This is a genomic window from Legionella sp., assembly GCF_965140895.1.
Classification (GTDB): domain Bacteria; phylum Pseudomonadota; class Gammaproteobacteria; order Legionellales; family Legionellaceae; genus Legionella.
The window spans coordinates 1-26,017 of sequence record NZ_CBCSKT010000003.1 but is presented as its reverse complement, the minus strand read 5'-3'; the positions used below and the strand labels follow the sequence as shown (position 1 = coordinate 26,017).

Sequence of the window (26,017 nt, the reverse complement as noted above, 5' to 3'; positions counted from 1 at the left end):
CATTATTATGACTAGGTAATTAAATAAACAGATACATATAACTCACCGTTTTCTTTTCGAAAAAGCTTCTAACTCCACAAGATTAGCTAAATGATCCACGTTAGATTCAAAAAACATAGTTTCATGTGTTCCAGGAATCGAATGAACCGTGATCTCGTGTTCAACAAAAGGTTCCCACCCATTAAAAGGATCGTCAGCTAAAACAAAAGCATCCCAAAGATCCTTTGCTTTAAATAACGTAATGTCGGAACGAATAGTAGGAAGCTCAAATGCCAATAGTAGTTTTTTCCTATACTCTTCTAGTTCTTGTAGATGTTCGCTTGTTTGTTGTCCTATCTCCTCACTTTTGCTCAATAGTCCCATCGTATTGGACTTGATTAGCGAATCTGGGTATTTTGCCCATCCATCGAACAGTCCTAAAAATGTAACAGACTTGTTAGACCGCATTAACTGATTCACCATCTCAACTGCCACAGTTGCACCAAATGAAGCACCGCCTAAACAATATTCCTCACCTTGATATACTTTATCGATTTCTTCCAAATAGAATTGTGCCATCTCCGAAATTGAGGCAAATCGGCGCGAATGACCATTAACGCTCTGATCCTCTATCCCATATATGGTGTACTTCCCATCCAATCGTTGAGCTAATTGTTGATACCAAAAGACCGAGCCGCCTACCGGATGAACCAAAAATAAGGGCGTCTTATGAGGCCCCGATGATAATTTAATGACGCTTGAAGAAGCGTGAGCGTGCGTACTTCTACCTTCCGCAACCAATATATCCAATTGATGAGCAAGCGAGATAATATCAGGGCACTCAAACAGCACAGAGAGGGGAATTGGTAACTTAAAATGGCTTTTTAAGGCAGAAATGATTTGTAAGGCTAACAGTGAATCGCCTCCGAGTTCAAAAAAATTATCCTCAAGATGAATCACTTGCGACAAAAATGCTTTCTGCCAAATATCAAGGCAAATTCTTTGGGTATCATTGAGCGCCTGGTTTGATAATTCGGGATTATACGCCAGCAAAATACTGGCTTGCCGTTCCAATGTATCAAAATCTATTTTTTCATTTTCTTTTAAAGGAATAGAAGAAACAACACAAAACTCTTTTGGATGCATGTACGCAGGCAAATACAAAGCCAGAAACTCTTTGATTTGATGGGTATTGATATTTTTGTCTTCGGAAACAATATACGCTCTCAAATACTTTTCTTTATGCCGCTCTTCTCGAATCACGACCACTGCTTGAAAAATAGCCTCATGTTTCATAAGGATTGACTCAATAGCAGGTAGTTCAATGCGATAACCCTGTATTTTAACTTGATGGTCGTTTCTACCAAAAAACTGTAAATGGCCTTTAGGTAGCCAGCTGGCTAAATCTCCAGTCTTATATAAAGTCTCCTCAAATTCATTGAACTTCATTTTAATAAACTTTTGCTCAGTTAATTCGGGCTTTCCAAGGTACCCTTCGGTGACTTGAGCCCCACCAATATATAATTCGCCCATCATTCCGATAGGGCATAAATTAAAATATTTATCCAATAAATAGCAGGTGCTATTGAATGCAGGCCGGCCAATAGGAACACTAGCCTCCGTTAAATCATTGAGCTCCGTCACACAATATGAAGTTGCAGACACGGTGGTTTCTGTAGGCCCATATTCATTGACTATTGTGCTGGTGGGACATAAGGCTAACCATTGAGTCACCTCTTCTGTATGAACCACATCCGCGCCAAGCAATACATAGCGCAAATCACCTAACTGTTTAATGTCTTCAGGATAGTGCAACAATAACTCCAAATACCCGGGCGTCAACTCAGTATGCGTTATGGCGTATCGTTTCAGATGCTGCAAATACAATTTAGGATTTATTTTTTGCTGCTCATCACAAATAGCCAATGCACCGCCTACCAAGAGTGGTGCTAAAGTACAAGGCACAGATAAATCAAAGGCTAAGGAAGAAGAGAAATCGATAATCGAATCGGCTGTAAATCCATTACTTTGAGTAAACCAATGGCAATAATTGATTACATTCTTTTGAGACACCATCACACCTTTAGGTGTTCCTGTTGTTCCTGAGGTAAACATAATATAAGCCAGTGGATTATTCACCGATGGATTTTCTAGGTCTTGATAAAGCGACAAAGAATTCTCATTGCGTGCCAACAATTCTTCTGCATTGTATAAATGCACGCTCTGTCCAAATTGATTCATTAAGGCAGGCATCTGGCTTTCTATAGTCATTAAATGAGTTAACTTCGACTCGTTAATGATCATCTCTATTTTAAGCAGAGGGTATCGAAGGTCGAGTGGAACATAAACACAACCCGCTTTAAGAATTCCCAAAATTAAAGCCAGCATGTTATGACTTCGCGGAATATATATCCCAATTAAGGTCTGCTGAGGAACATTAAGCGTATTAATAAAAGACGCTATTTTTTCACTTTGTTCCCATAAATGATGATAAGAAAACTCATAGTTATTTTCATAAATCGCAATGCGCTCAGGATGGGTAATGACCTGGTGTTCAAATAGTTGAGTAATGGACGTTGAGGGTAATTCTTCGTTCTGCCCTACCCCCCAATCATTAAGGTTTTCACGCTCCATAGTCGTTAAAAAGCACATATTATGGATGGGTTGATTGGAGTTTTGATACATCCATTGAAGAATATTTTCCAAATGCTGCGGCATATTCGTTAAAATAGAAGACAAACCACCGCCCTGATGTTTTTTATTCAATCGATGATAAATTACTAATTCATTTTGCTCGTTAATTTCAAAATGAATCAGTGAGTTTGGAGGCACGTCCTGTTCTTTTTTAGAAAGACCCAATGTGATCACAAAGTCAATTTGTTTGGTTTCCAAGTCAGGATGACGCATGAAGATATCAGTAAGGTAAGTTCCATGCGTTTTAATCTCATTAATCTGCTCAGTGAGTTCCTGCATCAACTTTTGGGGTGTGATTTCACGATCAGATTCAAAGGTAAGAGGTAGTAAACTAGAAAAAATTCCGCCACATAAGCCGAGCTCGTTGAGTTCATCATCATTATAAAAAACGGTGAACGGCTCATAATTGTTCAAACGATACAAATAAATAAAAACACAAACCAATAACTGATAACGAACATTCTTCATTGCATAAGAATCGCTACAAACAGAGCCCAATTGTTTGTATGTACTATTAGAATCCGTAGCCATTTTTGAAAATAAAGTATGCTCCTCTGCTCTTAGGAGTTGTTTGAGCCAAAACGGTTCTTCTTTTAAGCACTTCTTATATAAAGGATGGTAGTGCTGTATTAGCGCCCCATCAAAACAAGGAAGCATGGAGTTCACTCGCAAGTTAGCGCAACGTACTAGCTCATCCATTGATAATGGAACACCGTATAGGGTGTAAAAACCATTTAACAAAACAGAGCCACATTGAGTGGAAATCAATAATCCTTCAGGCTTAATAGCCAGTAATTGGCCTCCGATGCGTGCAATTCCCTCATCTTCAACTGGCTTCACCTCACGTACAACCACCGCATTATGCCCTAAGTATAATTTTAATAACCCCACATTGTTATTGTAATGGCCAAAGGTCAAGGCGCGATTTGTCCGCTCGATATCACGTGCACGAGCAGTATTCCAATTAATAAACCCCAAATCAGGGACAACATGTGTTACGCCATAGTAACTACGCTGTTTTATATCTTGAATTTGTCTCTGGATGGTGGACGTTTCAATGGCCTTAATCACCTGTTCAAACCCATTAATTGCTGCTTCAAAACATCTTAAATTGAGGGTAAGCGCCGTATCCTCATTAAATATAGGAACACGGCTTTGATGGATGATGCTTCCTGCATCAATTTCAACATTGAGCTCATGCCAGGTGATTCCATGAGTCGATTCGCCATTAATTAAAGACCAGGTTGTGGCGTTAACACCCGCATAGGAAGGTAATAGAGAGTCATGATAATTAATCGCGCCCAACCGTGCGATGTCTAATTGTTTTTGCGTCAATATGGTGCTGTTAACAATACTAAACAAGTAATCAACACGATTATCGTCCGTAAGAAAAAGCTCATCAAATGAAGCACACCACGAAATGTTGTTGTCTTCACACCAATACTGAATTGATTTAACGGGTGAAATTACCCATTTTATGTGGTGGCCTTTATCTAAAAGGAACTGACCGCACTGAATCAACAAACTATCCTCGCCCATAAGAAGACAGCTTATGCTCATATCCTACCCCTCTTTATTCTTAGTCTATAATTAATCTCAAAACGACCTCTATTATGCCCATGAATGCACAATAAACAAGCACTATGTGTGAAGGATATTGTTAGTAATGAATACAAACTATAAATCACAAGGCTTTTTCAATCTTATGGAGCAGGTATTAGCCACCAAGTTAAGTGAGCTTTTTTTCATCCTTGATGAGCAATTGAATATCCTTTTTATTAATGATAGTGCAAAACAAATATTTCACTGCGCCAATAATGAGGTGCATGAAGTCAATTTTTCGACCTTTTGTACCCAAAAACAAATAGATGCCAAACTCCTGGCTTTTGTTCATCAGGGTCACAACGCCCAAAGTAAAAAACTTATTTACCAAGGCATCGAATTAACCTGGTCTTTTGAAACGATCGAATTTGAAGATACCAAGTACTATTTAGTGCAAACCCTCAATTTTACTCAAAGCAAAGACAAGGAAACCATCCATAATTTAGAGTCTCTCATTGAAAACATGCCGTGTAATGTCTACTGGATGAATAAAGAGTGTCTTATGGTGGGTTGTAATCAAAACGTGCTCAATATGCTTCAAATGAACAAAGAAGAATTTATCGGTAAATCCTACGAAGAGCTATCTCAACTCTGTCTGTGGCCAGAAGGGTTAGCAGAAAAACTTAAAAATGACGATTTAACCGTGATTAATAAGGGAACGCCTATATTAGACAGTGAAGATCCACCGATTCCCAATCCAGAGGGCTCTTCTTTTTATTTCTTAACCAACAGGGTCCCTTTATACAATCAACAAGGTGAAATTACAGGGGTAGCGGGTATTTCTACAGACATCACCGCCTTGAAGCAGGCACGTGAACTTGCTGAGGCAGCCAACATAGCCAAAACTGAATTCATTGCCAACATAAGCCACGACATCAGAACGCCTTTGACGGGGGTTATTGGTCTCTCTGAACTGTTAGAGCAGAGTCTCAATAACCAGGAGGATAGAGATAAAGCCCACATGCTCCATGACAGCGGTAAAGAGCTATTGCATATGCTCAATGATATTTTAGATGATGTGCGTGCTGGAAATCTACGAGAAACCGACGTTAAAACAGAATCGTTTGACCTGCACCAGTGTATTGACGATTTAATTCGTTTGGAAACACCGGCTACCTCGTTAAAACACCTGGATTTAAAGGCTCATATTGCACCAGATGTACCACGTTATATACGCAGCGACCGCAATAAAATTCATCGAATTTTATTAAATCTTCTGGGCAACGCCATCAAATTTACTCAATCTGGATGCATTACCTTATCGATTGAATGCCTGCACTTGGGTGAATCGACAGTACATTTAAAATTAGGGGTATCTGATACCGGAATAGGAATCCCGGAAGAGGTGCAATCTCAAGTATTCCAACGCTTTTTCAAAGTGAGCTCCTCGTATAAAGAAATTTATACAGGCCATGGCATGGGCTTACACATCGCCCAATCTTATGTCACCTTATTAGGAGGACATATCACTTTGACCAGTAAGGTCGGGGAAGGAACCACTTTTCATTTTGACGTGCATTGTCCTTTAGGTGAAGCCCCAGCCCTGAACAAAGTTCAAGCCTCACCCTCCCTTCCTTCGAAAGCGGCCTCAAAAAAAGCCCACCTTTTATTGGTTGAAGATAATGTCATTGCCTTAAAAACTCTGGAAATGATGATCTCCCAAGAAGGTTACTCCTTTATTTCTGCCACATCTGGAGAGGACGCGTGGACTTTGTTACAAACAAATCCGGTGGATTTAATTATTACGGATATTGGCTTACCGGGTATCTCTGGGACACAATTAAGCACTCGAATTCGCAATAAGGAACGTGCCTTAAATCAATCCATCACTCCCATCATAGGCCTAACAGGCCATGCTAAAGAAACTGCATGGGAAGAATGTCAGCGTGCAGGAATGAACGATGTATTAAGTAAACCTGCATCAATCAACAGCTTAGAACAATGCATCCATCGAGTACTAAATCCAGCTTCGTTAGTACCTAAAAATGACCCGGGTTTGGATAAACCACTTTTTTTGGGAGCAGGTTTACCCAAAACCGAAGAAGAGCTCTTTCAATTAGATGCTTTTGCTCTATTTGATGAACAACGTGCTCTGACGCATATTCCGGATCTAAACTTACTTGCAACACTCTTGAATACCTACCTCTCCGATGAAATACAAAAAGACATTCATCAAATGAAGTTAGAGTACCAACATTTAAATTGGCATAAAGTAGAAGAGCTCGCACACAAAATCAAAGGTGGAGTAAATTATCTGGGCATCCTTAAAATGAGTTATGCGTGTCAGTATCTTGAACGCTATTATAAAGAAGGACACCGATCATTATTGGAGCCACTCTATCTGCAGCTCATTAAGGTGAATGAAGAAACTATAGAAGCCTTAAGTCGATGGCTTAATCGCTAAAATGCGTATTTACCAAAATTCTCATCAACAGAGGGTATTATGGCTAAATCAATTTGGAAAGGCGAAATTTCATTTGGGCTGGTATCTATCCCTGTGTCCTTAGTATCTGTAGAGGAAAATAATGACCTAAAGTTTCATCTCCTTGATTCAACAACAAACTCTCGCGTTAGGTATCAACGTGTTAATGAAGACACCGGGAAAGAAGTTCCCTGGGAAAATATAGTTAAAGGCTGGGAATATGAAAAAGGCAGTTACATCATTGTGAATGAAGGGGCGTTTCAAAAAGAAAGTCCTGATGTGTTTCAATCAATTAATATCGAGGAGTTTGTTGATTTGAAAGAAATAGATAACCTTTATTATTCAAAACCCTACTACCTGCAACCGGAAAGTAAAAATAAAAAAGCTTATGTTCTTATAAGAGAAGCCCTTAAAAATACAAATAAAGTAGGAGTAGCCAAGGTAATTATTCGGACAAAAGAATCGTTAAGTCTTGTTATTCCACACGATCACGCATTACTTTTATATTTAATCCATTTTGCAGACGAAATCCGCGAAGAGGAAGAAGTAAATGTTCCCCGAGAAGAACTAAAAGTCTATAAAGTTACTGACAAAGAAATTAAAATGGCAGAGGCCTTAATTAAAGACATGTCCACCGCCTGGAATCCTGAAAAATACCATAATGAGTACCGCGAAACGATGCAAAAATGGTTAGATAAGGAAACAGCGAAACTTAAAAAATCAGGCAAAATAGTTTCCAAAGCAGCTACTCAAAGTCGCGATTCAGTAGTTGACTTCATTGCTTTACTTAAAGAAAGTATGGGCAAGAAGAAAAAAACCGCTTCTCGTTCTCCTGAAACAGTCAAAAAGAAACGTACCTAATCAATAATTGTGCCTAATAAGCACCCTGTTCAGCAGGCTTAGTGACGTAACCTTCACGAGCATACTTCTATTAATTCTTATATAACAAGAGGTTATATTTTAACCCGCACATGAAGTATTTCATTGGTAAAATTTTTGGTGACTGGTAATTTATTGCGCAGTATAATGAGCGTTTTTAAATCATTACCCGCTGATTTTACCTTGCATGGTTTTATCTAATGTCATCAAACAAGGAAAAGGATTATGACACGTACCGCCCCTCAAACAACCTCTGCAACTGATTCACATGCCTTGAAAGCGGAACAAATTAAATCAACGCACGAACGCTTAAAGGAATTACAGCAACTCCTTGACGATGCACTTGATGCCTTTGCACGAGATCACAGCCAACTCACACAAATGGCGACTTATTGGGGGAATCAGCCACTTTGGTGGAGAATTGGCCTTGGCGTTACGATCATTGTTCCCTCGTTGCTCATTAGTATTCTGATGCAGTTTGCAGTTTTACTTACAATTAGCTTATTTGTTTCCGCAATTTACATTGTGGGAGATAATTTACTGACGTCACATCATCAACAAGCTTCATTAAACACTCAGAAATTCAAAGATATTGTTAAAGATTTGAATACTCTTCAAACATCAATCATTGAACTAACACATGAATTACACGAACAATTAAAACAAGAAATAGAAAAAATACATACTGAAAACACGAAATTATCAGAGAACGTTTCTCGGTTAGAAGAGGAACGCACCACGCTCTCATTAACAATAAATAGATTAAAAACAACTGAAGAACAACAACAGAAGTTAGTTTGCGCCTTAGAAACCCAAGCGGCACAACTAATTGCTGCATCCGCACTTCATTCAGACTTATATGAACAAATTAACGCCCAGCTTGAATCGGTACGCAAAGAGTACGAACACACTAAAACGCAGTTAACAGAACAAATTATGCGAATTGGCCAGGTTGAATCAGAGATGGGAGCCGAACGAGTAAAGCACCAAACTACGATACAAATTCTCAAGAAAACTTTAAGCAATTTCACCAACATGATGACTCTTAGTGAAGAACAACGAGCCGTGTTTGAGAAAAAGATTACTGACTTTATTGAAAATAATCAGCAGCGCTTTGAAAGCCTAAACGAGGTACTGACCCAAACCACTACACACATTTCTGCAACAACAGAGCGCTACACCGAAGCAACAAACGCGTTTCATCATTTATTAAATCAACAAAGACAACTCTTCAACAAGTTAGATTCAGTCGTAGAGCGATTTGATGAGCCTGAAACCCCACCGCGCCCCACCTTACAGCGCACTGCTTCACAAACAGGATTGGGTTTGTTTTCTGAAAAAGCCCCCATTGTCTCTGTTTCAAACGAAGGACTTGCCCAAGCACCCGAAATCAAGGTTTTTTAACGTTCTTCCGTCTCCCGCTAGAAAGACATTCTATACTTATAATGTTCTTGTAAAACTACTTAATTTACTGCCGAATAGGCAGCAAGTAGTTTTACAAGAACTCTTCCAAGAAATTTCAGTTTTACTTAAAATAAGTTATCCTTTACGCTGACTTAGTTATAAATCATTTTCTCAATATCAAAAGAGGATAATGTTTAAACAACTCTTTAAGTTTTCTCGCGCTTTACTAACATGGAAAAAATATGATCAAAAAACTCGCACTTGCGGCAGCTCTGACCAGCGCGAGGTATACGCAGGCGATTTTAACTCTGAACGCATGGCCCAAGGCTTGGAGTACCCTTCTGCGGCCAGGCGAATTGTACTGCGCCCGTATTTTTGATTAATCCGATCAAATACATCCATTAGTTTTTCTGTTTGCTCTAACTGCCCCTCACTGGGTTGATGAAACAAATCCATCTGACAAGGGTCTTTAAGCATTAAGTCCTGCAAACACACCCCAACCTTTTTATAGTAGAAGCCCGACTTATAAATCTGGCGTAAACAACGTTTCGCCCATTTTGTGATTAATCGCACATCATCGGTTGGATTTACCAGGCGAACTTCCATGGATTGAAAATGCTGTGCCAGGTCTTGGCGAAAGCGATTAGTGTGCACAAAAACATACATGCTTTTTACTACGAGCTCTTGATGACGCATTTTATCCACCGCACGCGCGCAATGACTACTGACTGCTTGCGCTAAAGCGTTAAACTCTGTTTGCATGGAACCAAAGGACCTGGAAGACATAATACTTTTCTTCAACGCAGCCTCTTCTAAGCCCCCACACGGAATACCACTAAGTTCCATGGCCGTGCGCATCAACACGACATTAAATTGTTTCTTTAACAAATGTGGATTCATTACACTTAAATCATGTGCTGTTTGGATACCTTGAGCAAACAGCTTCTTATCCCACTGTCGCCCTACACCCCACACATCCCCCACCGCAATGCTATTTAATAAGCCCATTTGGTTGGTGATATTAAAGACCGGGATTTTAAATACTTTTTTACATAGATGATTTGCCACTTTGGCCAAAGTCTTCGTTTTCCCAATACCAATGGAGGTGGGAATGCCGGTGTGTTTGAGCACCTTCTTTTGCAATTCAAGGCAGAAAGAATCATGAAGATCCGCGGGCATCGTGCTTAAATCAAGAAAAGCTTCATCGATGGAGTATACTTCCAAATGAGGCCATCCCTCTTCAATTGTACTCATTACCCGCTGACTAATGTTTCCATACAATGTGTAGTTAGAAGAAAATGCTTTCACCCCATGTTGCTTGCAAAAGGGTTTGATTTTAAAATACGGCTCGCCCATAGCAATACCCAAAGCTTTGGCCTCATTTGAGCGTGAAATTATTGATCCATCATTGTTACTTAAAATGATTAATGGCTTATTACTTAAGTCCGGTCTAAACAGTCGCTCACAACTTGCATAAAAGTTATTACAATCGATTAGCGCATACATCTACCGCATCTCCTGAATTACGCAGGTAACCACACCCCAAATCACCATATCTTGTTCTTCAGTCACCGTTATGGGGGCATATTTAGGGTTTGCGGGCAATAATTGCACGACACCTCCTCGGCGTGAAAAGCGCTTGACGGTGAGCTCTCCATTGATTGCAGCAATCACTATTTTTCCATCAGTTGGGTCCAAGCTCTTATCCACGATTAACCAAGTTCCCGGAAAAATTCCTACATCAATCATCGAATCACCGGTAGCTTGTACTATAAATGTAGCGGAAGGATTATGAATAAACTGTGTGTTTAAATCCAAATAGCTTTCAATGTAATCTTCCGCAGGCGATGGAAATCCTGCTTGCACTTTGCTTAAAAAAAGCGGAACCTTATATGTTTTTGAAATGAACTTTTTTACTGGGGCCACTTGCGATAAAAGAACGCGCATGGTCGTTGATGGCTCACTTCGGGGACGCCCAGAACCCTCTCGTTTTGCACCTCGTGGAGACATAATATGCTCTTTTTGATTTCTGTTACAAATATCATAGACAGCAAAACCACCTCTGTAAATCCCCCAGCCAGCAGTTTTTCCAAAAGGACATGTTAAGTTCAAGAGAGTACTAAAAAATTATTTTTTAACTTTCCTCTAAATAAGGCTCTATTGCAAGTGGGTTATTAAATTCCGCGCGGTTAACCATCCTGGTTACTGGATAGGCGATTAAGTCATTTTCTTGCGGGGGACGCATAATTGAGGCAAGCTCCTCTTTATTACATCGGGAATTATCAAGCCAAATTGCTTGCTGCTGTTTATCCAGTAAAACGGGCATGCGATGATGAATTGGCCTCATAAACGAGCTTGCATCACAAGTCACTAAGCAACAAGAGTGAACGACCTTATCCTCATTGTTCCAAGACTCCCAAAATGCAGCCACAGCAAGAATGTCGTGGTTCTCCTTTTGTATGTAATAAGGTTGCTTCCCAGAAGCCTCCTGCCGCCACTCAAAAAAACCACTCATGAGCATCAAACAACGCCTTGATTGCAGCGGGTTACTAAACACAGGCTTTTGAAATATTGTTTCACACCGCGCATTAATTAAGCTCCCCACCTTGGAGTCACCAGTAGTCCAAGAAGGAATTAACCCCCACCGAAACAATACACACTGGCGCTGATGAGGCTCTGTCTCCACAATGCAGACTACATCCTGACTGGGTATGATGTTAAAGCTGGGCTTAAGCTCAAACTCATTTTCAACAGAAAATTGAGATTTAATTTCTTCAACCGTGTCAATTAATGCAAATCGGCCGCACATGAAAATCTGCTCTTCATAAATAATCTTATTTAAAGTATAGACTTACATCCATCCCCCATAAAATCACCCTGTTGGAGAATTGTCATCCCTCAGGAGAGGTGGTATTGTCCGCACGCAAATTGTGCACAGGAATGAGTTTTAAGTTCTGGAAAACACCTTAACGCTCATAGCATTCAATCGAAAATATGGAAAATCTATGAAAAATTAGTATTTTTAATCATCGCATCATTGATGGCATCCAATTCTTTTGCCTTTCCTCTTCATAAAAAAGAACGAAAAATGAAGTCTATTACCTCCTCACAGTACCCCGTTGAAATTAGTGATTTTTCAGGCTTATGGGGACACGGAACATGTACTGGTTTTGACGAAGAGGAAGAAGGGGATGTTGAGGAGTCTAACGACCTTCGACTAACAATCACACAAAACAAAGAGCAAATATCAATCACTTTTGGGGGTTATTGGGATCCTCTTACCGTAGTACTTAACCTGAACCAATTTTCTGCGCAAAACAACAATACCCCAGAAAAAATGGCGGTATCTTTTCAACATGTTGGCGTTCCTTATAGTGACATGATTGCTATTGACTATGAGCATATGAATAAAGAATGGCCCCCAGGCACCGGAGCACTATCCGATTTGTTTCCCTTCATGTTCAATTAATTAAAGATGGGGACACATTAAAAATGCAGGACATATTTTCACGCGAGGAATGTATCTATAAAAAAATAGGCTAGTTATGCGTGACAAGCACCGTTCTTTGGGTGCCAACAAATACAAGGTAAAGGCCATTTAATGGCCTTTACCATTTTAATTATCTTGCAGCATAAGCAAACTCTTTAGCCCAGTGTGTAATGTAATGATTAGGATACCCCTCAATCTGTGCGACCTGAGTAGCCCACTCTTGCTCCCATACAGTGGGCGGGAATTGTTTATTCCACGCTCTAAATAATTGCTCTTGTTGCCTGCTTAACGACAACGTGTAATGCTCAGACATAAATAAGTAAGCACGGGCAACAATTCCTTTAGCTTCATCTGAAGGCTCTACGCGCCGCAATGACTTATCAATCTTAATGGAACAGCCATAATACCCTTCTTGATTGGGCAATACTCCGAATCGATAATTGGAGCGCGCTTGATTTACAAGACCAGACTCAGGCCAAAGATTGTAAAGTTCTGCTTCCATATGTCGAAAGCGCTCGTCAATTTTCTGACAACACTTGCGTCCTTTAAAAGCACGCCCGTTTTTGTCCTTGCACAGCGGCTCACGCCAACAAGTAAACTGCTGGCCGAAGTGCTCCGCAGCACAAATGTGCTCCCATTCTATACGATTCGCCCTCTTTTTATCCGAGGCTTGCTGCATCCCACAACTCGCTAAATTCACGCTTTTCTCTTGATAAGAACACCCGCAATAAACGGTGTGAGGATGAGCACGAAATAATTGAGCTGCTATTTTCTTGGCTTGAGTAAAGGAGTTAGGGGAATCAGCAAACGTTGCGCTGCTTATCAAAACAATTAACGTAAATACATAACGCATCAGTACATCCTGAATAGAAAAGCGCTCGATTATAATAAAGCTTTATCATGAATACCACGAACGCTCTTTAAGGGGCCTCCTGTGTAGACTATAAAAATGAAATTTTCCACCGATTATTTGATTTTATTTTTAATAAATAAGACTTAGCCTATTGAACTATAACGCAATTTTCTTGTGGATAATTTATTTCTTGCTCTCACCATACCCCCTTCTTCACGACCTTAATTATTTGATTTTCCTGGTATACAACCTCATTACAGCCATTGAAAATAACAAATTCGCCCCGATTAATTATCCACAGTTTTTGTGGATAAGCCTGTGAGTAGTCCTGTAGAAACGCCCCTGCAAACGACTTAGGAGGGATGTAATAAATTGATCCATTAATGGAAAATCAGACCTCATCTGTTCTTTCTTAATAAAACAAGTAATAATAAGATTCCAATTTCGTAAAGGAAGGAACGCACAAATGCCCATTTTCTCATTTTCATCCACCTTGGTTCAGGACGACAACTCGCATCCTATTCTCGTCTCCGTACACCATCAGTTCCATAAAAAACTGACTCAACGGCACCTCAATCAAGACCACTGTTTAGGAAGTATCCGTATCCTCTCGATACGCCAAAGTGATGAGTGGGTGGCATTTACATCATTGCCTGTTGATGAGCAAATCCGACTTCGGCATGAAAGCTGGAACTACATTCTCCAAAATCAGCCGGCTTCAGCGGACTCTTTTTGACGACGCTTTTGCTGTTTTAAAAGATGAATTTCCTCTCGATCAACACTAATGCCCTTCGGGGCAGCAATGCCAAATTTAATGTTGCCATGTTCTTGGGTTATAAATGGGACAAGTTCTATGCGCTGATTATTTTTAATGATAATGAGTTTTTCTTCAAAGGCTACTTTAGTTATTTCCATTTTAGTTCTCGCTTTGTAATTAATTTCCATTCAGCCGAGTTTAGCTAAATACACGTCAATGCTCAATAGCTTAACAACTTATCCTTTACTTAACCTGAACAAGTCCACGATTTGGCCCATGGTAGAACAACTTCATTAACTAAGCCTCGTGATAAGAAAAAGTCCGATGTGACGAACCACATCACTCCAGGGCGGGTGGTCTATTACCCGCCCTACCCTGCTTAGATAGAGTGCGGGTTATAAACACAAACTCTGTCGAAACCGTCATCCAAAGCATTTAAGTCTTTATCCGAAAGACTTCCTACCCTATTTTTTATTCGGCTTTTATCGATGATGAGGATGCGCGACCAAACCAATATTGTGGAAAAAACAGATTAATTGTCTATAATAAACACAAAAAGGACTATTTAGGATGTCATAATGCCGCAAGCGAATGACCGTTTACAGGAATTATTAGCCACTCAAGACGCTCATGCGCCTTGGTTTTTATTCAATGAACATCAGCCTGATGCATTAAAACGTAATCTAAAACTACTCAGGAAACTCAATAAAACCTCGGCCCTCTCGCTTGAGGACTTGGAGCAATTTAGCGAACAGGCAATCAACCGTGCGCTGTCAAACTACACCAAAACGCAAGCACAAAGCCCTCCTGTTCCCGTACAACCCTCAACGCCCGCGCAATTTTTTCATTCCCGCATGAGCCAATCACCTTATTTTTATGACATTAGTCCTTATTCAGAGTCCAACGCCAACAGTCCATCACAGGACAGTACGCTTTCCACCTCCAAACCATCAAGCCGAGCACCATCCGAGCAAGTACATGGATTTCCATTGAATGAAAACGAAGCCTTTACCGCCACCCGTTATTATTCAGAAGACAAGAGCAGCTACGGTAAAATCGTAGCCAAAAATGGGGCCTTTACTGCAACCTCAAAAAATTTAACCGAAGCACAAAGCAGGGACCTGGCCTTAGAAATGAGTTATCAATGTTTACTGAATCTTCCCGCTGACAAAACAACAATCCATATTCACGGCTCGGACAAAAACATTCATCAACTCCATGCTGCTTTGTTGTATTTGCAAAAAGAAGCAAGCCCACGGTATGACCACCTCAAATTCAGTTTTCCAGAAGGGATGTCCATTACCCCGGATGAGGGCTACATTAACCAACACTTAGGAACGTTTAGTGAACCGCCACACCAAATGGTTGAATGGCAAGAATTTCTTAAGATGGCGTTGCACACCCCAAGCCATGGAGCAGACACTCAACCCAAGGCAACCGAACAACGCGCCTCGCTTATCGATATGGAGCGTGTATTTAACACCGAAGAGCTCTCCCAACAGGATAAAGCTCAACTGAATGAATACCAACGTTACCTTCAGGACAGATGGATTGGCGGACTCAAGGAACTCAAAGAACATTCAGGCGATACCGAGTTTTTAATGAGAAGCCATGATGAATTTTTGCAGCGCACCGAATCGGCCATTCGCTTGTTAAGAAAATCTCCGGCTCTAAACAACGAATGTGAGGCACTCATTGCTTTGTACACGAAAACAGCTCAAACCTACCAAAAAACCCTGGAAGGCCTGTACCAAAATGACCTGGCGTATGAAACCCAGGTCAAAGAGCTGATGCCGAAACTGCAGCAAGCCCAAAAGGAGGCACTGGAAGAATGCGTGCACGAACTCAGCAGGCATCTGCACACCGCCCTGGAATCCACGCGTGATTTAAGCGAAGAGCAGCAGACTCGCCTGAAGCAGCACCAAAACACCCTGAAAGACCTCGATGCCTTAATTAAAAACTCGGAAACGCTCTCCGATGAGATGCGCCGCGCGATGGGTGCTCAAATGCTGCATGCGCTTAAGGATTTGGAGTCCATCACGGATTATTCAAAGTCGCCCCTGGTTCAGCACATGAAAGAATTTGCGAAAGAGCAGTCGGTTGCGCAAAGTAAACAGACCGAAACCAACAGCGAGGGCTTATTACACGCCACCACCCAGGTTAAACAGCGCTTGAACCAATTCAAAAGCGAACTGCAAGCCCCTGTCGATTCAGAGGTGACCTTGAGTGCCGAACTCAAAGAACAACTAAACACACTAGAAAAACGAATAGAGGAATTTATAGATGAATTAGACGCCGAAAAGGTGCCTTCAGCATTAAAAGAACTGCGTTCCCAATTAAAAAATACCTCAGCTAAAACGAGCACAAGTACCAGGGAGTGGGACACGTTAAAGCAATACCTGGACGATGCGTTACCTCACATCGAGAGTAATCGCAGTTTAACCAAAGCCTGCACCACACTAAAGAGCCAAATGAGTGTGTCCTTACCAGAAACACCACCACCCAATGTAACTCACGAGGGGCAAGGGCTGACGCAATAAAAAGCCAAAAGTGTTTTATTAAAACACAGTATCGATATAATACGGAACTTTATCATGCAAAGGAGGACATTATGTCCCTAGAAACCGAACTATTTAAACTACTGAACAAACGCGAGTACGCTACCGCCTTAACACTACTCAAACAAAATCCCAATATAGACGTGAATGCGTTAAATGAAGAAGGTGGCTCCTTTTTGATGGAAGCGGTGATGAATCGCACCAAAGAATCCCCTGAGCGCTACGCGTTTATCGAGATGCTATTAAGTAACCCAGAATTCAAACACGCCAATAAGCCCTATGACGATGCGACAACCTCACCATCCATGCGCGCATCCAAAGGCGATGATCCGGCCTTAACCGAACTGATGATAAAATACAAGGACAGCCACAACCTGGAGGTGCTTTTTTTCAGGAAAAACTTAATGTATGAGGTGCAAGCCAAAGATATTTCCGACCTAGAACAATCGTCCTCGACCCTGGTACGTGATTCCCTTCCCGCTCACCGAGAAGTATTGGCAATTTTATTGCAGATGACCGTGCATGAAGCGATTAAACGAGACGATCCGAGCCTCCTGCAACGGGTGGTGGACGCAGGTGCTAAACTGTATTATCCGCTGAGGGATAAAACCTACCCGATGGATTTAGTGAAAGACCACCCAGAGCTTAAAATCCACGAATGGCTTTCCACCTACATCAAACAGCAAATATCCACGAACCCAACCTTCGCCCTTGCTGCCCATGGTCTTGCACGAAAACACCAGGAACGTGAGCAAGAACTCATGGAACAGCTTGTCGAACAAACCAGTAACGACATCAAGAGCCTCTTTAAATTTTTTGACTATAAAGAGCCGCAATCCACGACATCAGAAGCCCCGAAGCCAGGCACCAATGGCATCAAAAATCCTGGGCAATAACAGATGAGGTCTATGATCCGGTGTTCGCGAACGCGCACCGGAATCAGGTCATTACCATCGAAAACGGTCTTTATCCGGAGTCCACCACCCGCCAATCGGTTCATTCTCATCATAATAGACGTGTACTTTTTTGAAAACGTGATGGGATAATAAGTCCTGTTGCTCATCCTCCATGAGCTTAAAGGTTTCTTCATCATCAACAATGGAATGAAACATCTCAGTCACCAAATGGCCACCATGCCATTGCGCTTTCGTGCGCCTGTTTGTTTTTTTGGTGTTTTTATGGCACGACTGTTCAAACCATTTGACCTCTTTACTTAAAAAAGCATCGAGGAACTGATAGGCTTTATACGCCATGAGTACCTGATTGGGAGCCCCTGCAAAAACCAGAGGTGTTCGGTTGCCGGAGGTGATGGAGGCCGTGGTGCACCCAAAGATTAATCCTAAAAAAAGGAGCAGCTCATCGGCATAGTGCTCCATACTGAAGTTCGCGATGAAAAAGCTTGGACTGACCGCAAAGCACTCGGCATTAAATTGCCGTGAGAATAGGTGGTGTTTCAAGCCCTCACGTTGAATGAATAACAGCTGCGCGCCCACCTGATGGCAATTGTTTTGCGTTAACGAGTAATTCATAGTTTGGTTAAAAAAAGTGAGTAGCGTCTCATCGGGGTGTTTAACGGTGAGTTGTTTCAGGTGGTTGCGGTATTTTTTATAAGATTCATTGTGCTTAAAATGATAATTCTCCGGTTTACGGGGCCAATGAGGCACCCCACCCCAGAGCATATCGAATTCGGTTTCCCCATCAAAAGAGAGCAACTCCTCGCCCTCAACGAGGGAACTCCCATGGGATGACCTTTCTGGACTCGCGGTGTTTAACCGGTCGGCGAACACCAGAGCGGGGCTGCTGGGATTTACCTCCGATGCGTTGGTTGGCACAGGCTCTGCGTTCGCTGACGGTACTGAGGATTCGTTCTGGGTTTCCACCAACTGAATAATCGCATCTGAAAAGCTCATGTTCTGTTGACTGGCATATTCTTTTAATGCGTCATAGGCATCACCGCGAATGGAAAGTGTTTTGGGTTTGTTTTTATTGAGGTATTTTTTTTGATTTAACGTGCGATAACATCGTTTCCACGTGGGCGCATCCACAAAGGCATCAATCCAGGTTTGCAATTGCGCGACGGCCTCCTCATTAACCGTCTCGATGTTGAGTTTAAAAAATTCAGCAATGGCATGAGTGCGGTAGGCATCCTGCCAATCGGCTCTGAATTGATGATTTTGAATCGCTCGTTGAAAATATGCATGACAGAGCAACAGCTCTTTAGCCGACACCTGTCGTTTTTTATTGGCCATAAACACCCACCTTAATCATTGGGTGTTAGGATATGGTGAATGACCCATAGTATCAACAGGTGATACTATGAATTTTTAAACGAATTTAAAGGAGAACGTTTAACCCAATCATTCGGATGAGCCCAACCCCCTGCCTTTGATTTTTGAGCGTGTTGCGTCTAACAGCATGAGCGAAGCGAATTCATTATTCACAGTAGAAGCACCAGGATGTTAATTTATGCCTCGTCATTCATCGCTTAGTCGCAAAAATAAAAATAATGGAGTATAAAGTTCATCGCAAGGAGGAACGGAGCGAGCGAAGCGAGTGAGTAGTCCTTGTGATGGAGTTTGTACGTAATTATCTTTTATTGCGATTAAGTGATGAATACGAGGCAATGGATGTTCCTGTGATGCGTTGTTTTTTATTTTTAGTGATTGTCCGAAGGACAATTCCTTATTGGTTGTTAGATAAAGTAATGAGTGTAACGAATTCCTTGTGATAAGATTATCCACAAGGGAATTCTGTGGATAATCTTTAAGAAGGTTTAAATAGGACTATAAGTAAGAACAGACACTTAAACTCGATACTAATAGACACTTAAATGAAAGACTGTCAATTAATGAACAATCGATTTAGGTCATATCGCACGTTTATTCCTTCTAATTCACAGGTTTTTTCGCGTAATAGGTGCTCTTTTATGGGGCTCATTCCATCGTGTAGTAAAATAATACCTGACACGGCGCATAGACGTTGTTTTTAAGCATTATAAGACGAAGAGAAAGGGTTTTATTACAAAGGGAGATGTCACAGTTTATGGCGATGTTCCAGCGATGCTTTTCTTCGGCGTTCTTTCTCGCGCAAATCCTCATCGGCTCTTAACTTGTTATTAAGGATGTCATTCATCACATCAATGTGCGTTTTAGCATTCCCTTTGGGGGCTATAAAATCAAGGATTTTACGTGCCGCCGCTTGCGACTCTTGAGCATTCTCAATAAAGGTACTTCGTTTCTTATTCAGGCGTTTACGCGCTAAACCACGCTGTGCCGATAAGGCCTGTAAATTAATGCCGCAGGCTTTAAAAAAAGAAGGGGTGAGTGATTTAACGGCAGCAAGACCAATAAAACGCTCCTCTTTGACGTCAAATCGTTCAATCAGGTTTAAATAGCCCGCGCGCACTAATAAGTTAATTGCGCGCTGGGCTCTCTTTAAGCCAATCCCTGCTTTATTCGCAAGAAATTCGATCGTCAGCGAACGAAATCCGGAACTTGCGTGAGGAATACCCACCCGCAAACTGGCAAGCTCGGTGTAGTGCAATAAGACTTGCGCAATGCTCGCCAAAGCCTCGCGCGACTCCGAGCGCTGTTGCCGCGGAGAGTTTCGGCGAAAACGCAGCTCTTTGAAATAAGAGCGTGGAAGCATATAAAACCGCTGCCAAGCCTCCATGGCCCAGGTAATGATTTTGGGGCGCTCTTTATGCTGTTGTGGCTTTTGAAAAAAACGAGGAGAGGTGGGATCGTGACCACACCAGTTGCCCTGGCGCACCACCCCGTCTCGTCGAGAACTGTAGTTGTGTTTGATGATTGATTTGTCTATGAAATCAATGCAATCCATCACTAACGCACTTTCTTGCATGCGTAGAATATCCTTAGCGTTTAGCCAATTGACTTTAATGGAACGTAACGCTAAGATTGAATTGTCTAGATTTTATGTTAGCGTTAACGGATCTTTGAGCCCATTTCCAGGTGGGCTTTTTCACTTTTTATCTATGCCATATCAATCTCTCTCGTACAGAACACAAAAAAATTCCCCCTGAGTTTATTTATGGTATTTGAGGTTCGGTCGGGATCTTCACGGCCGTTTGTTGTTTATTTATTTTTACCCTATTCATTTATTAAATACCTAACTTTCTGGTAATTACCGATTGTGTCAATTTCATAAGTGAGCGACACTAAATTTATAAAACTATGATTAAAATGATTTAATCTTGGCTCGAACCCCATCTTCAAAAACATCTTTGTATATGCGTTTTTTTTGCGTCATTGAATTACAATTTCCATAAATTTCGCCCAATTATTTTTATGGAAAAAAATTTAATCTACTACTCCACTATCAATATGTCAAGAGAAGCCATCTGTAACTCATTGAATTTAATATATATTTTATATACTATACAACATTAGTATATATTACTATATATACGTATATACATGTATATAGTAATATTGTATAGTCTTGTATATGTTATATATACTAGAATATCGTTGTATTAACTAATATATTGATATATATACGAACAGATGATAATCTCTATTAATAAAAACAGGAGCGTAAATGACAAATGTAATTGTAATGGGCGGGGAAAAAGGTGGAACCGGTAAAACAACTATTGCGGTTAATATAGCAATAATGAGAGCGTTAATGGGGCGAGACGTTTTATTTGTGGACGCAGACAAACAGAGATCTGGAGCGAAATTTTTTGATAGAAGAAATGGAAACGGGGTTAAGCCAGATATAACATGCGTGAATATTTTAGGAAAACATTTAAATTCGGAGTTAGACCGAATGGCGACTCGCTACGAAAGTATCATTGTAGATGTTGGTGGCAGAGACTCTGTAGAATTAAGATCAGCCCTGGTAGCAAAATCTGTTTCTAATTGGTATTCACCAATTCAACCATCAGAATTTGATATGGACACACTAGAAACAATCGAAGAACTTTCTGAGCTGTCTCAGACTTATAATCCTAATTTGCAAGCCCATATAATTTTAAACGCATGTTCAACTCATGCTCAAACAAAAACAACCGATGAAGCCAAAAGTGTAATCAAAGAGTCCTTCCCTAATTTGTATGTCTGTGATACCACCATTGGGCATCGAGTTTCTTTTAAATATTCAATTTCAAACTCATGTTCTGTTGTTGAATTTGAGGCTGACGAGTACAAAAAGCTACCAGCATATAGAGCGCAAAAATATTTACATAAAGCAAGTAATGATATTATCGCCTTATATAAAGAGATATATAACGAAGATTTTTTTTCAATTATGGAAATGGCTAATATAGATGAGGAGGTTAGGACATGACATTAGGATCCCATCACCGAAATAGGACTAAATTAGGCACACCAAAATCAGTCGATGATTTCATTGAAAGTGCTAACACCATAACTAAAGCAAAAGAGGCAGTAAAAAAACCATCTCAAGAAGATATTCTATTAAGTTTTTCAGGACGAATTGACAGAGAAAATGAATGCGAGAAGAAGCCTGTGTTACTATATTTGAAAAAAGACATTGCGCTAGATATTGAGAATTATTGCCATGGAAACAAACAAGGAATTATGAATTATCTCATTCGAAGAGGACTTGATGAATTGATAAAAGATAACAAATTACAATTGGTTATGGAAAATTAAACATCAAAGAACCATATATTAATATACTCTTGTATATACTATATTAATATATACAAGAGTATATTACGCTAATGGAAAATCCAGTAGACCTTATATAGACCCAGCCGGACAGTATAAGAGTGTAAATATTAATTTTAAACAAAAATAGATGAGATGCCGCAAAGGGCAATCGAGCATGTATTATTCATTTTTTATTAGCCCGGAGTAGAAAATACATGTGAATATATTTTATATCGAATCCACCTTGTATATAATGTTTTCAGTAGTAATTAGTTAGTTATAAATTCTTTAAGATATTTATCTTTGAGATAAAATATGAGAAAACAATAATGATTTATGAACAAGAAGGAAAAAGAAAACTGTTTTTAAGTATGAACTTAAATCATTTGTTGAAAGAATATGGAATAGATAGCAAGGATTTATCTTTAGAAACTGGCATACCCACGACAACAATTTCCAGACTTCGAAACGAATGTAGTAACCCTACACTTTCATCTATTGAGCCCTTATTAAATTTTTTTAGGGTTAAGTTTGACGATTTATTATATGAAGACATGTCTTCCGATAAATACCAAGAAAGAAGAAAAATGGGCGAATTAATCCATATTGCTGTGTATTCTCTTGAAGAATTGTCCACAGGGTCAAGGAACACCAAATTACATAAATTTGTGACTACAACTGGAATAACAAACCCTAATTCTTTTGGAGTAGCAATTAATAGTGAAGTACTGGCTCCTGCATTTCAAAATAATTCTATCGTTATCTTAGATCCTGATTTAAATCCTATGGATGGAGATTATGTGTTATGCAAATTGAACGATGAGCCTAACACGCCACCTGTATTTAGACAGATCTTTATAGATGGGAACGACCTTTATTTTAAGCCAATCAACCCAGGATTTGGAGATATGAAGCATTTTGACGAATATTTCATACTAGGGGTAGTTATAAAATCAATAGAAACTTATCGGTAATAAAATGGAAAACCAACCTCGATATATAGAACACACAAATAGGAATAGAAATATTAATCAATATAACTATTTACATTTTTTAATGATGTTATTTATAACTTTTTTTATAGTTTGTGATTCGACAGCGTTTAGAATGACCGTTCTTTTTGGATCTTCTGTCCCTGTAAGTGGACTAATTATACCCATAGTTTTTGCGTTAGGAGATTTAATTGCTGATGTATATGGATACCAAGTCTCTCGAAAATTGATATGGAATGCCTTGATATGTCAGTTTATCTTTGGAATTATTTTAACAATAGCGATAAATTTTCCTTCTCCAGAGGGCAACACTAACAACATCCATTACAATTTAGCATTTGAACATATTATAAGGACAAATATAACCAGTTGTTTCTCTGTATCAAGTGGTATGTTTACGAATGCATTTTTGATGTCCAAAATAAAAATATGGATGAATGGTAAGAATTTTTGGGTTAGAACAATTTTATCAAGTTCCATTAGTGAGTTTGTATTGTGCTTAGTTGCTTATGTAATTTTATATGGTGGATTGAAAGAACTCTCGGAGATTTGGCGAATTGTGTTAAGCGTTTGGTACTATAAAGTTATTTTCGCATTTATTATGGCGCCATTTGTTTCAGTATTGGCCTCGTTTATTAAGAAAAAAGAAAATGTTGATTTTTATGATTACGGAGTAAATTATAATCCATTTTCGTATAAGTTTTCATGGGAAGGTGGGGTTAATAAGTCCATATAGTTTTAGATGAAGGAAAATGGAGTTGAGATGTTAGATCGAGCAAGAAATATAAAAAGTTTCTTAGGTCATTTGGTAAGTAAAATAGAACCGGAATATACCTTAAGGCTTGAAGATATTATTTATAGCAAAAAACATGGTCATGAAGTTTGTGTAATGCAATTAGTTGGAAAAAATGCATTCCCGCAGTACACAACAGAGGAGTTATTATCTGATCCCAATGCATTAAAAGGAATTAACCCCTTAGATGCGATTGAAATAACGAAATTACACTACACAATAAAAGAAAGAAAAAGAAAGTTAAAAGTTCTCGAGGTGGATAGAAATGGGACGATTGTACTCAGAGACTCATCAGGGAAAGAGCAAAGATACTCTGAAAGGCAACTATCTTCATCCAGAGAACTTATTAAAGAAATGATGAGCGAAGATGCCCATGATTTAGGTTATCGAGTAGGCTTTAAAGATGGTCTCTTTGCTAGAAAAACAATAAAAGAGAAAAAGACTGTAAAAGCAAAAATATTAGATCTCATTAAATTTAGGTAAAATTAATAAAAAGGGCTGACTCCAGCCCTAATTTTTAGAACAATGTATATTTTGGGGATGCTGAGGGCTCATCAGAAGTTAGAGCTTTTGTCAAAGAGTCTTTAACATTCTCATCATGACCAGCTAATTTTAATGTTTCTTTACCTAAGTGTGTATAAATCTCTTTAGTATCAGTATCAGAAAAGGCAGAGATATGTTTTTTAATCGTACTTACATCCCCCCTTTTGATCGGTCCGGTAAGAGATTGTTCAGGCGATAAAGTTGTTGCTAAATTAGAGATAGTGCCTTTCATAATATTCGTAATAATTTGCATAGCCATGTTGTTCTCTACACCAGACTCTGTTAAACATTCTAAAGCCTTTTGAGAAAGGGTCACTAAATAGTTAGAGGCAAAAACACCAGCCGCATGATATAACGACTTTTTTGATTTTTCGATATGGTAAGTAAAAGCCCCAATACCAGTGAATAAAGGCTCTAAGATGGATAAAGCCTCTTGATCACCCTCCATTGCACAAAAAGTACCCTTAAAATTTGTTATACTTAGTTCAGGGCTAGCAAAACTCTTCATTGGGTGAATACTTGCTACGTATGCTCCTTTAGATCTCAGGCTTTTTAATGCATCAGAAGTAAGGGATCCACTGCAGTGAAAAAAAATACTACCCGGGATAATATTATCCTGAGCACTAATTTTCTCTGCAATGGCCTCAATTAAATCATCTTGTACGCTTATTAATGTTATTTCACACGTTGTTAGTTTGTCTAGGGTTGTGGGGTATCCCGCACCTATAAATTTCACTGCTTTATCTGAGCTTGCGAGAGAGGTATTGCAAATAGAATTAATTTGTAGCTGATTTGTTAAGCTATTACCAAATAGGTATCCTATGGTTTTTCCTAAATTTCCCGCCCCAATAATATTAAATCGCATAAGAATCCATAAAAAGTTTATATCAGCACAGATTAATATCACCTTATTCATTATATAGCAATAAAAACATAATTACGCATTATAAAACACCTCATATGGGATTTTTAAAATCCGTTATTCCATTTATGGAATTTTATGTTAATATATGGTTTTGCTGACTATAATATGGAAGTTTCATGCTAGATTTTATAAATATAACTAATTATGTTTCAGAAATAGAATGTCCCTTTGAAGGGCTTCCTTATGCAATCGCATTGTTAGTAAAAATTCTTGTCTTAGATGCAGAACCCAACACAGGATTAGTGAAAAATATAAGCTACTCGCAGCTAGCAAAAAAACTTTACATAAAACCAGCCCCTGGTAGATCCAATAGCGGGATTCCAACAAAACAAACTATTAGAAATTATATTAATGTTTTGGAGAGAGATTTTCCGGAATATTTTATAAATGTAAGCCAGGGCCAAAAATTGGTAAGCGCCTAATTAACCCCACCTAGAACTCCCCAAATAAGCTGTAGATAATTGCCTCCAATGAAACAACGGGAGCA

The 26,017-nt window shown here is 39.6% G+C and carries 23 protein-coding genes; 13 read left to right on the top strand and 10 right to left on the bottom strand.

Going from position 1 to position 26,017, the window contains the following annotated elements; genetic code table 11:
* Positions 1-42 precede the first annotated feature (42 nt).
* Positions 43-4,233 (bottom strand): amino acid adenylation domain-containing protein, encoded by a 4,191-nt coding sequence (locus tag ACQY7T_RS00415; RefSeq protein WP_428410764.1) that lies wholly within the window; start codon positions 4,231-4,233, stop codon positions 43-45.
* Positions 4,234-4,339: 106 nt separating this feature from the next.
* On the opposite strand from ACQY7T_RS00415, the gene ACQY7T_RS00410 reads away from it, so the two are divergent.
* The 3 genes from ACQY7T_RS00410 to ACQY7T_RS00400 all read left to right on the top strand — a co-directional run bounded on the left by ACQY7T_RS00410 (position 4,340) and on the right by ACQY7T_RS00400 (position 8,980).
* Entirely contained in the window at positions 4,340-6,679 is a 2,340-nt protein-coding gene (locus tag ACQY7T_RS00410; protein WP_428410763.1) for an ATP-binding protein, read from the top strand.
* 39 nt (positions 6,680-6,718) lie between these two features.
* A complete protein-coding gene (locus ACQY7T_RS00405; protein WP_428410762.1) occupies positions 6,719-7,558 on the top strand; it encodes a Ku protein in 840 nt (279 codons plus the stop codon).
* Between the two features lie 243 nt (positions 7,559-7,801).
* Positions 7,802-8,980, top strand: coding sequence for a hypothetical protein (locus ACQY7T_RS00400; protein ID WP_428410761.1), 1,179 nt, complete (start codon positions 7,802-7,804; stop codon positions 8,978-8,980).
* Positions 8,981-9,226: 246 nt separating this feature from the next.
* Here ACQY7T_RS00400 and ACQY7T_RS00395 read toward each other — a convergent pair whose 3' ends face one another.
* The 3 genes from ACQY7T_RS00395 to ACQY7T_RS00385 form a co-directional block, all read right to left on the bottom strand.
* Entirely contained in the window at positions 9,227-10,486 is a 1,260-nt protein-coding gene (locus ACQY7T_RS00395; RefSeq protein WP_428410760.1) for a Y-family DNA polymerase, read from the bottom strand.
* Positions 10,487-10,990: a LexA family protein gene (locus ACQY7T_RS00390; RefSeq protein ID WP_428410759.1), complete on the bottom strand. Its 504-nt coding sequence runs from the start codon at positions 10,988-10,990 to the stop codon at positions 10,487-10,489.
* A 124-nt stretch (positions 10,991-11,114) separates the two neighbouring features.
* Positions 11,115-11,789: an SOS response-associated peptidase gene (locus ACQY7T_RS00385; protein ID WP_428410758.1), complete on the bottom strand. Its 675-nt coding sequence runs from the start codon at positions 11,787-11,789 to the stop codon at positions 11,115-11,117.
* A 279-nt stretch (positions 11,790-12,068) separates the two neighbouring features.
* Here ACQY7T_RS00385 and ACQY7T_RS00380 point away from each other — a divergent pair, with 279 nt between their 5' ends.
* Positions 12,069-12,449 carry a hypothetical protein gene (locus ACQY7T_RS00380; protein ID WP_428410757.1) on the top strand — a complete coding sequence of 127 codons (381 nt, stop codon included), beginning with the start codon at positions 12,069-12,071 and terminating at the stop codon, positions 12,447-12,449.
* Between the two features lie 151 nt (positions 12,450-12,600).
* Here ACQY7T_RS00380 and ACQY7T_RS00375 read toward each other — a convergent pair whose 3' ends face one another.
* Positions 12,601-13,323, bottom strand: coding sequence for an endonuclease (locus ACQY7T_RS00375; protein ID WP_428410756.1), 723 nt, complete (start codon positions 13,321-13,323; stop codon positions 12,601-12,603).
* Between the two features lie 466 nt (positions 13,324-13,789).
* Here ACQY7T_RS00375 and ACQY7T_RS00370 point away from each other — a divergent pair, with 466 nt between their 5' ends.
* Entirely contained in the window at positions 13,790-14,059 is a 270-nt protein-coding gene (locus ACQY7T_RS00370) for a hypothetical protein (protein WP_428410755.1), read from the top strand.
* Here ACQY7T_RS00370 and ACQY7T_RS00365 read toward each other — a convergent pair.
* The gene (locus ACQY7T_RS00365; RefSeq protein ID WP_428410754.1) at positions 14,032-14,238 is read right to left on the bottom strand and encodes a carbon storage regulator; all 207 of its coding nucleotides are present in this window, start codon (positions 14,236-14,238) and stop codon (positions 14,032-14,034) included. The genes ACQY7T_RS00370 and ACQY7T_RS00365 overlap by 28 nt on opposite strands.
* 420 nt (positions 14,239-14,658) lie before the next feature.
* Here ACQY7T_RS00365 and ACQY7T_RS00360 point away from each other — a divergent pair, with 420 nt between their 5' ends.
* Both ACQY7T_RS00360 and ACQY7T_RS00355 read left to right on the top strand, forming a co-directional pair.
* Positions 14,659-16,620 carry a hypothetical protein gene (locus ACQY7T_RS00360; protein ID WP_428410753.1) on the top strand — a complete coding sequence of 654 codons (1,962 nt, stop codon included), beginning with the start codon at positions 14,659-14,661 and terminating at the stop codon, positions 16,618-16,620.
* A 71-nt stretch (positions 16,621-16,691) separates the two neighbouring features.
* Positions 16,692-17,534 carry a hypothetical protein gene (locus tag ACQY7T_RS00355; RefSeq protein ID WP_428410752.1) on the top strand — a complete coding sequence of 281 codons (843 nt, stop codon included), beginning with the start codon at positions 16,692-16,694 and terminating at the stop codon, positions 17,532-17,534.
* A gap of 51 nt (positions 17,535-17,585) precedes the next feature.
* Here ACQY7T_RS00355 and ACQY7T_RS00350 read toward each other — a convergent pair whose 3' ends face one another.
* The 3 genes from ACQY7T_RS00350 to ACQY7T_RS00340 all read right to left on the bottom strand — a co-directional run bounded on the left by ACQY7T_RS00350 (position 17,586) and on the right by ACQY7T_RS00340 (position 20,499).
* On the bottom strand, positions 17,586-18,887 hold the full coding sequence (locus tag ACQY7T_RS00350; RefSeq protein ID WP_428410751.1) for a DUF7168 domain-containing protein: 1,302 nt from the start codon (positions 18,885-18,887) through the stop codon (positions 17,586-17,588).
* Positions 18,888-19,112: 225 nt separating this feature from the next.
* Complete coding sequence (locus tag ACQY7T_RS00345; protein WP_428410750.1) at positions 19,113-19,379, bottom strand: hypothetical protein; 267 nt, start codon at positions 19,377-19,379, stop codon at positions 19,113-19,115.
* 292 nt (positions 19,380-19,671) lie between these two features.
* Positions 19,672-20,499, bottom strand: a complete 828-nt coding sequence (locus tag ACQY7T_RS00340) for a hypothetical protein (RefSeq protein ID WP_428410749.1) — start codon at positions 20,497-20,499, stop codon at positions 19,672-19,674.
* A 699-nt stretch (positions 20,500-21,198) separates the two neighbouring features.
* On the opposite strand from ACQY7T_RS00340, the gene ACQY7T_RS00335 reads away from it, so the two are divergent.
* The 5 genes from ACQY7T_RS00335 (at position 21,199) to ACQY7T_RS00315 (ending at position 24,545) form a co-directional block, all read left to right on the top strand.
* A complete protein-coding gene (locus ACQY7T_RS00335; protein WP_428410748.1) occupies positions 21,199-21,948 on the top strand; it encodes a division plane positioning ATPase MipZ in 750 nt (249 codons plus the stop codon).
* Positions 21,945-22,277, top strand: coding sequence for a hypothetical protein (locus tag ACQY7T_RS00330; protein WP_428410747.1), 333 nt, complete (start codon positions 21,945-21,947; stop codon positions 22,275-22,277). Before ACQY7T_RS00335 ends, ACQY7T_RS00330 begins: the two co-directional genes overlap by 4 nt.
* A gap of 329 nt (positions 22,278-22,606) precedes the next feature.
* Complete coding sequence (locus tag ACQY7T_RS00325) at positions 22,607-23,251, top strand: helix-turn-helix domain-containing protein (protein WP_428410746.1); 645 nt, start codon at positions 22,607-22,609, stop codon at positions 23,249-23,251.
* 4 nt (positions 23,252-23,255) lie between these two features.
* The gene (locus ACQY7T_RS00320) at positions 23,256-24,005 is read left to right on the top strand and encodes a VUT family protein (protein WP_428410745.1); all 750 of its coding nucleotides are present in this window, start codon (positions 23,256-23,258) and stop codon (positions 24,003-24,005) included.
* Between the two features lie 27 nt (positions 24,006-24,032).
* Positions 24,033-24,545: a hypothetical protein gene (locus ACQY7T_RS00315; RefSeq protein ID WP_428410744.1), complete on the top strand. Its 513-nt coding sequence runs from the start codon at positions 24,033-24,035 to the stop codon at positions 24,543-24,545.
* A 34-nt stretch (positions 24,546-24,579) separates the two neighbouring features.
* Here ACQY7T_RS00315 and ACQY7T_RS00310 read toward each other — a convergent pair whose 3' ends face one another.
* Positions 24,580-25,470 (bottom strand): Rossmann-like and DUF2520 domain-containing protein, encoded by an 891-nt coding sequence (locus tag ACQY7T_RS00310; protein WP_428410743.1) that lies wholly within the window; start codon positions 25,468-25,470, stop codon positions 24,580-24,582.
* A 176-nt stretch (positions 25,471-25,646) separates the two neighbouring features.
* On the opposite strand from ACQY7T_RS00310, the gene ACQY7T_RS00305 reads away from it, so the two are divergent.
* Positions 25,647-25,952, top strand: coding sequence for a hypothetical protein (locus ACQY7T_RS00305; RefSeq protein ID WP_428410742.1), 306 nt, complete (start codon positions 25,647-25,649; stop codon positions 25,950-25,952).
* The last annotated feature ends 65 nt before the right edge of the window (positions 25,953-26,017 follow it).

Coding starts and splice junctions, on each gene's coding strand:
- ACQY7T_RS00340 (WP_428410749.1), bottom strand. CDS start 20,499: ATGCAAGAAAGTGCGTTAGTGATGGATTGCATTGATTTCATAGACAAA.
- ACQY7T_RS00315 (WP_428410744.1), top strand. CDS start 24,033: ATGTTAGATCGAGCAAGAAATATAAAAAGTTTCTTAGGTCATTTGGTA.
- ACQY7T_RS00410 (WP_428410763.1), top strand. CDS start 4,340: ATGAATACAAACTATAAATCACAAGGCTTTTTCAATCTTATGGAGCAG.
- ACQY7T_RS00305 (WP_428410742.1), top strand. CDS start 25,647: ATGCTAGATTTTATAAATATAACTAATTATGTTTCAGAAATAGAATGT.
- ACQY7T_RS00375 (WP_428410756.1), bottom strand. CDS start 13,323: ATGCGTTATGTATTTACGTTAATTGTTTTGATAAGCAGCGCAACGTTT.
- ACQY7T_RS00380 (WP_428410757.1), top strand. CDS start 12,069: ATGAAGTCTATTACCTCCTCACAGTACCCCGTTGAAATTAGTGATTTT.
- ACQY7T_RS00405 (WP_428410762.1), top strand. CDS start 6,719: ATGGCTAAATCAATTTGGAAAGGCGAAATTTCATTTGGGCTGGTATCT.
- ACQY7T_RS00330 (WP_428410747.1), top strand. CDS start 21,945: ATGACATTAGGATCCCATCACCGAAATAGGACTAAATTAGGCACACCA.
- ACQY7T_RS00390 (WP_428410759.1), bottom strand. CDS start 10,990: ATGTCTCCACGAGGTGCAAAACGAGAGGGTTCTGGGCGTCCCCGAAGT.
- ACQY7T_RS00365 (WP_428410754.1), bottom strand. CDS start 14,238: ATGGAAATAACTAAAGTAGCCTTTGAAGAAAAACTCATTATCATTAAA.
- ACQY7T_RS00310 (WP_428410743.1), bottom strand. CDS start 25,470: ATGCGATTTAATATTATTGGGGCGGGAAATTTAGGAAAAACCATAGGA.
- ACQY7T_RS00370 (WP_428410755.1), top strand. CDS start 13,790: ATGCCCATTTTCTCATTTTCATCCACCTTGGTTCAGGACGACAACTCG.
- ACQY7T_RS00400 (WP_428410761.1), top strand. CDS start 7,802: ATGACACGTACCGCCCCTCAAACAACCTCTGCAACTGATTCACATGCC.
- ACQY7T_RS00335 (WP_428410748.1), top strand. CDS start 21,199: ATGACAAATGTAATTGTAATGGGCGGGGAAAAAGGTGGAACCGGTAAA.
- ACQY7T_RS00415 (WP_428410764.1), bottom strand. CDS start 4,233: ATGAGCATAAGCTGTCTTCTTATGGGCGAGGATAGTTTGTTGATTCAG.
- ACQY7T_RS00395 (WP_428410760.1), bottom strand. CDS start 10,486: ATGTATGCGCTAATCGATTGTAATAACTTTTATGCAAGTTGTGAGCGA.
- ACQY7T_RS00385 (WP_428410758.1), bottom strand. CDS start 11,789: ATGTGCGGCCGATTTGCATTAATTGACACGGTTGAAGAAATTAAATCT.
- ACQY7T_RS00320 (WP_428410745.1), top strand. CDS start 23,256: ATGGAAAACCAACCTCGATATATAGAACACACAAATAGGAATAGAAAT.
- ACQY7T_RS00325 (WP_428410746.1), top strand. CDS start 22,607: ATGATTTATGAACAAGAAGGAAAAAGAAAACTGTTTTTAAGTATGAAC.
- ACQY7T_RS00355 (WP_428410752.1), top strand. CDS start 16,692: ATGTCCCTAGAAACCGAACTATTTAAACTACTGAACAAACGCGAGTAC.
- ACQY7T_RS00360 (WP_428410753.1), top strand. CDS start 14,659: ATGCCGCAAGCGAATGACCGTTTACAGGAATTATTAGCCACTCAAGAC.
- ACQY7T_RS00350 (WP_428410751.1), bottom strand. CDS start 18,887: ATGGCCAATAAAAAACGACAGGTGTCGGCTAAAGAGCTGTTGCTCTGT.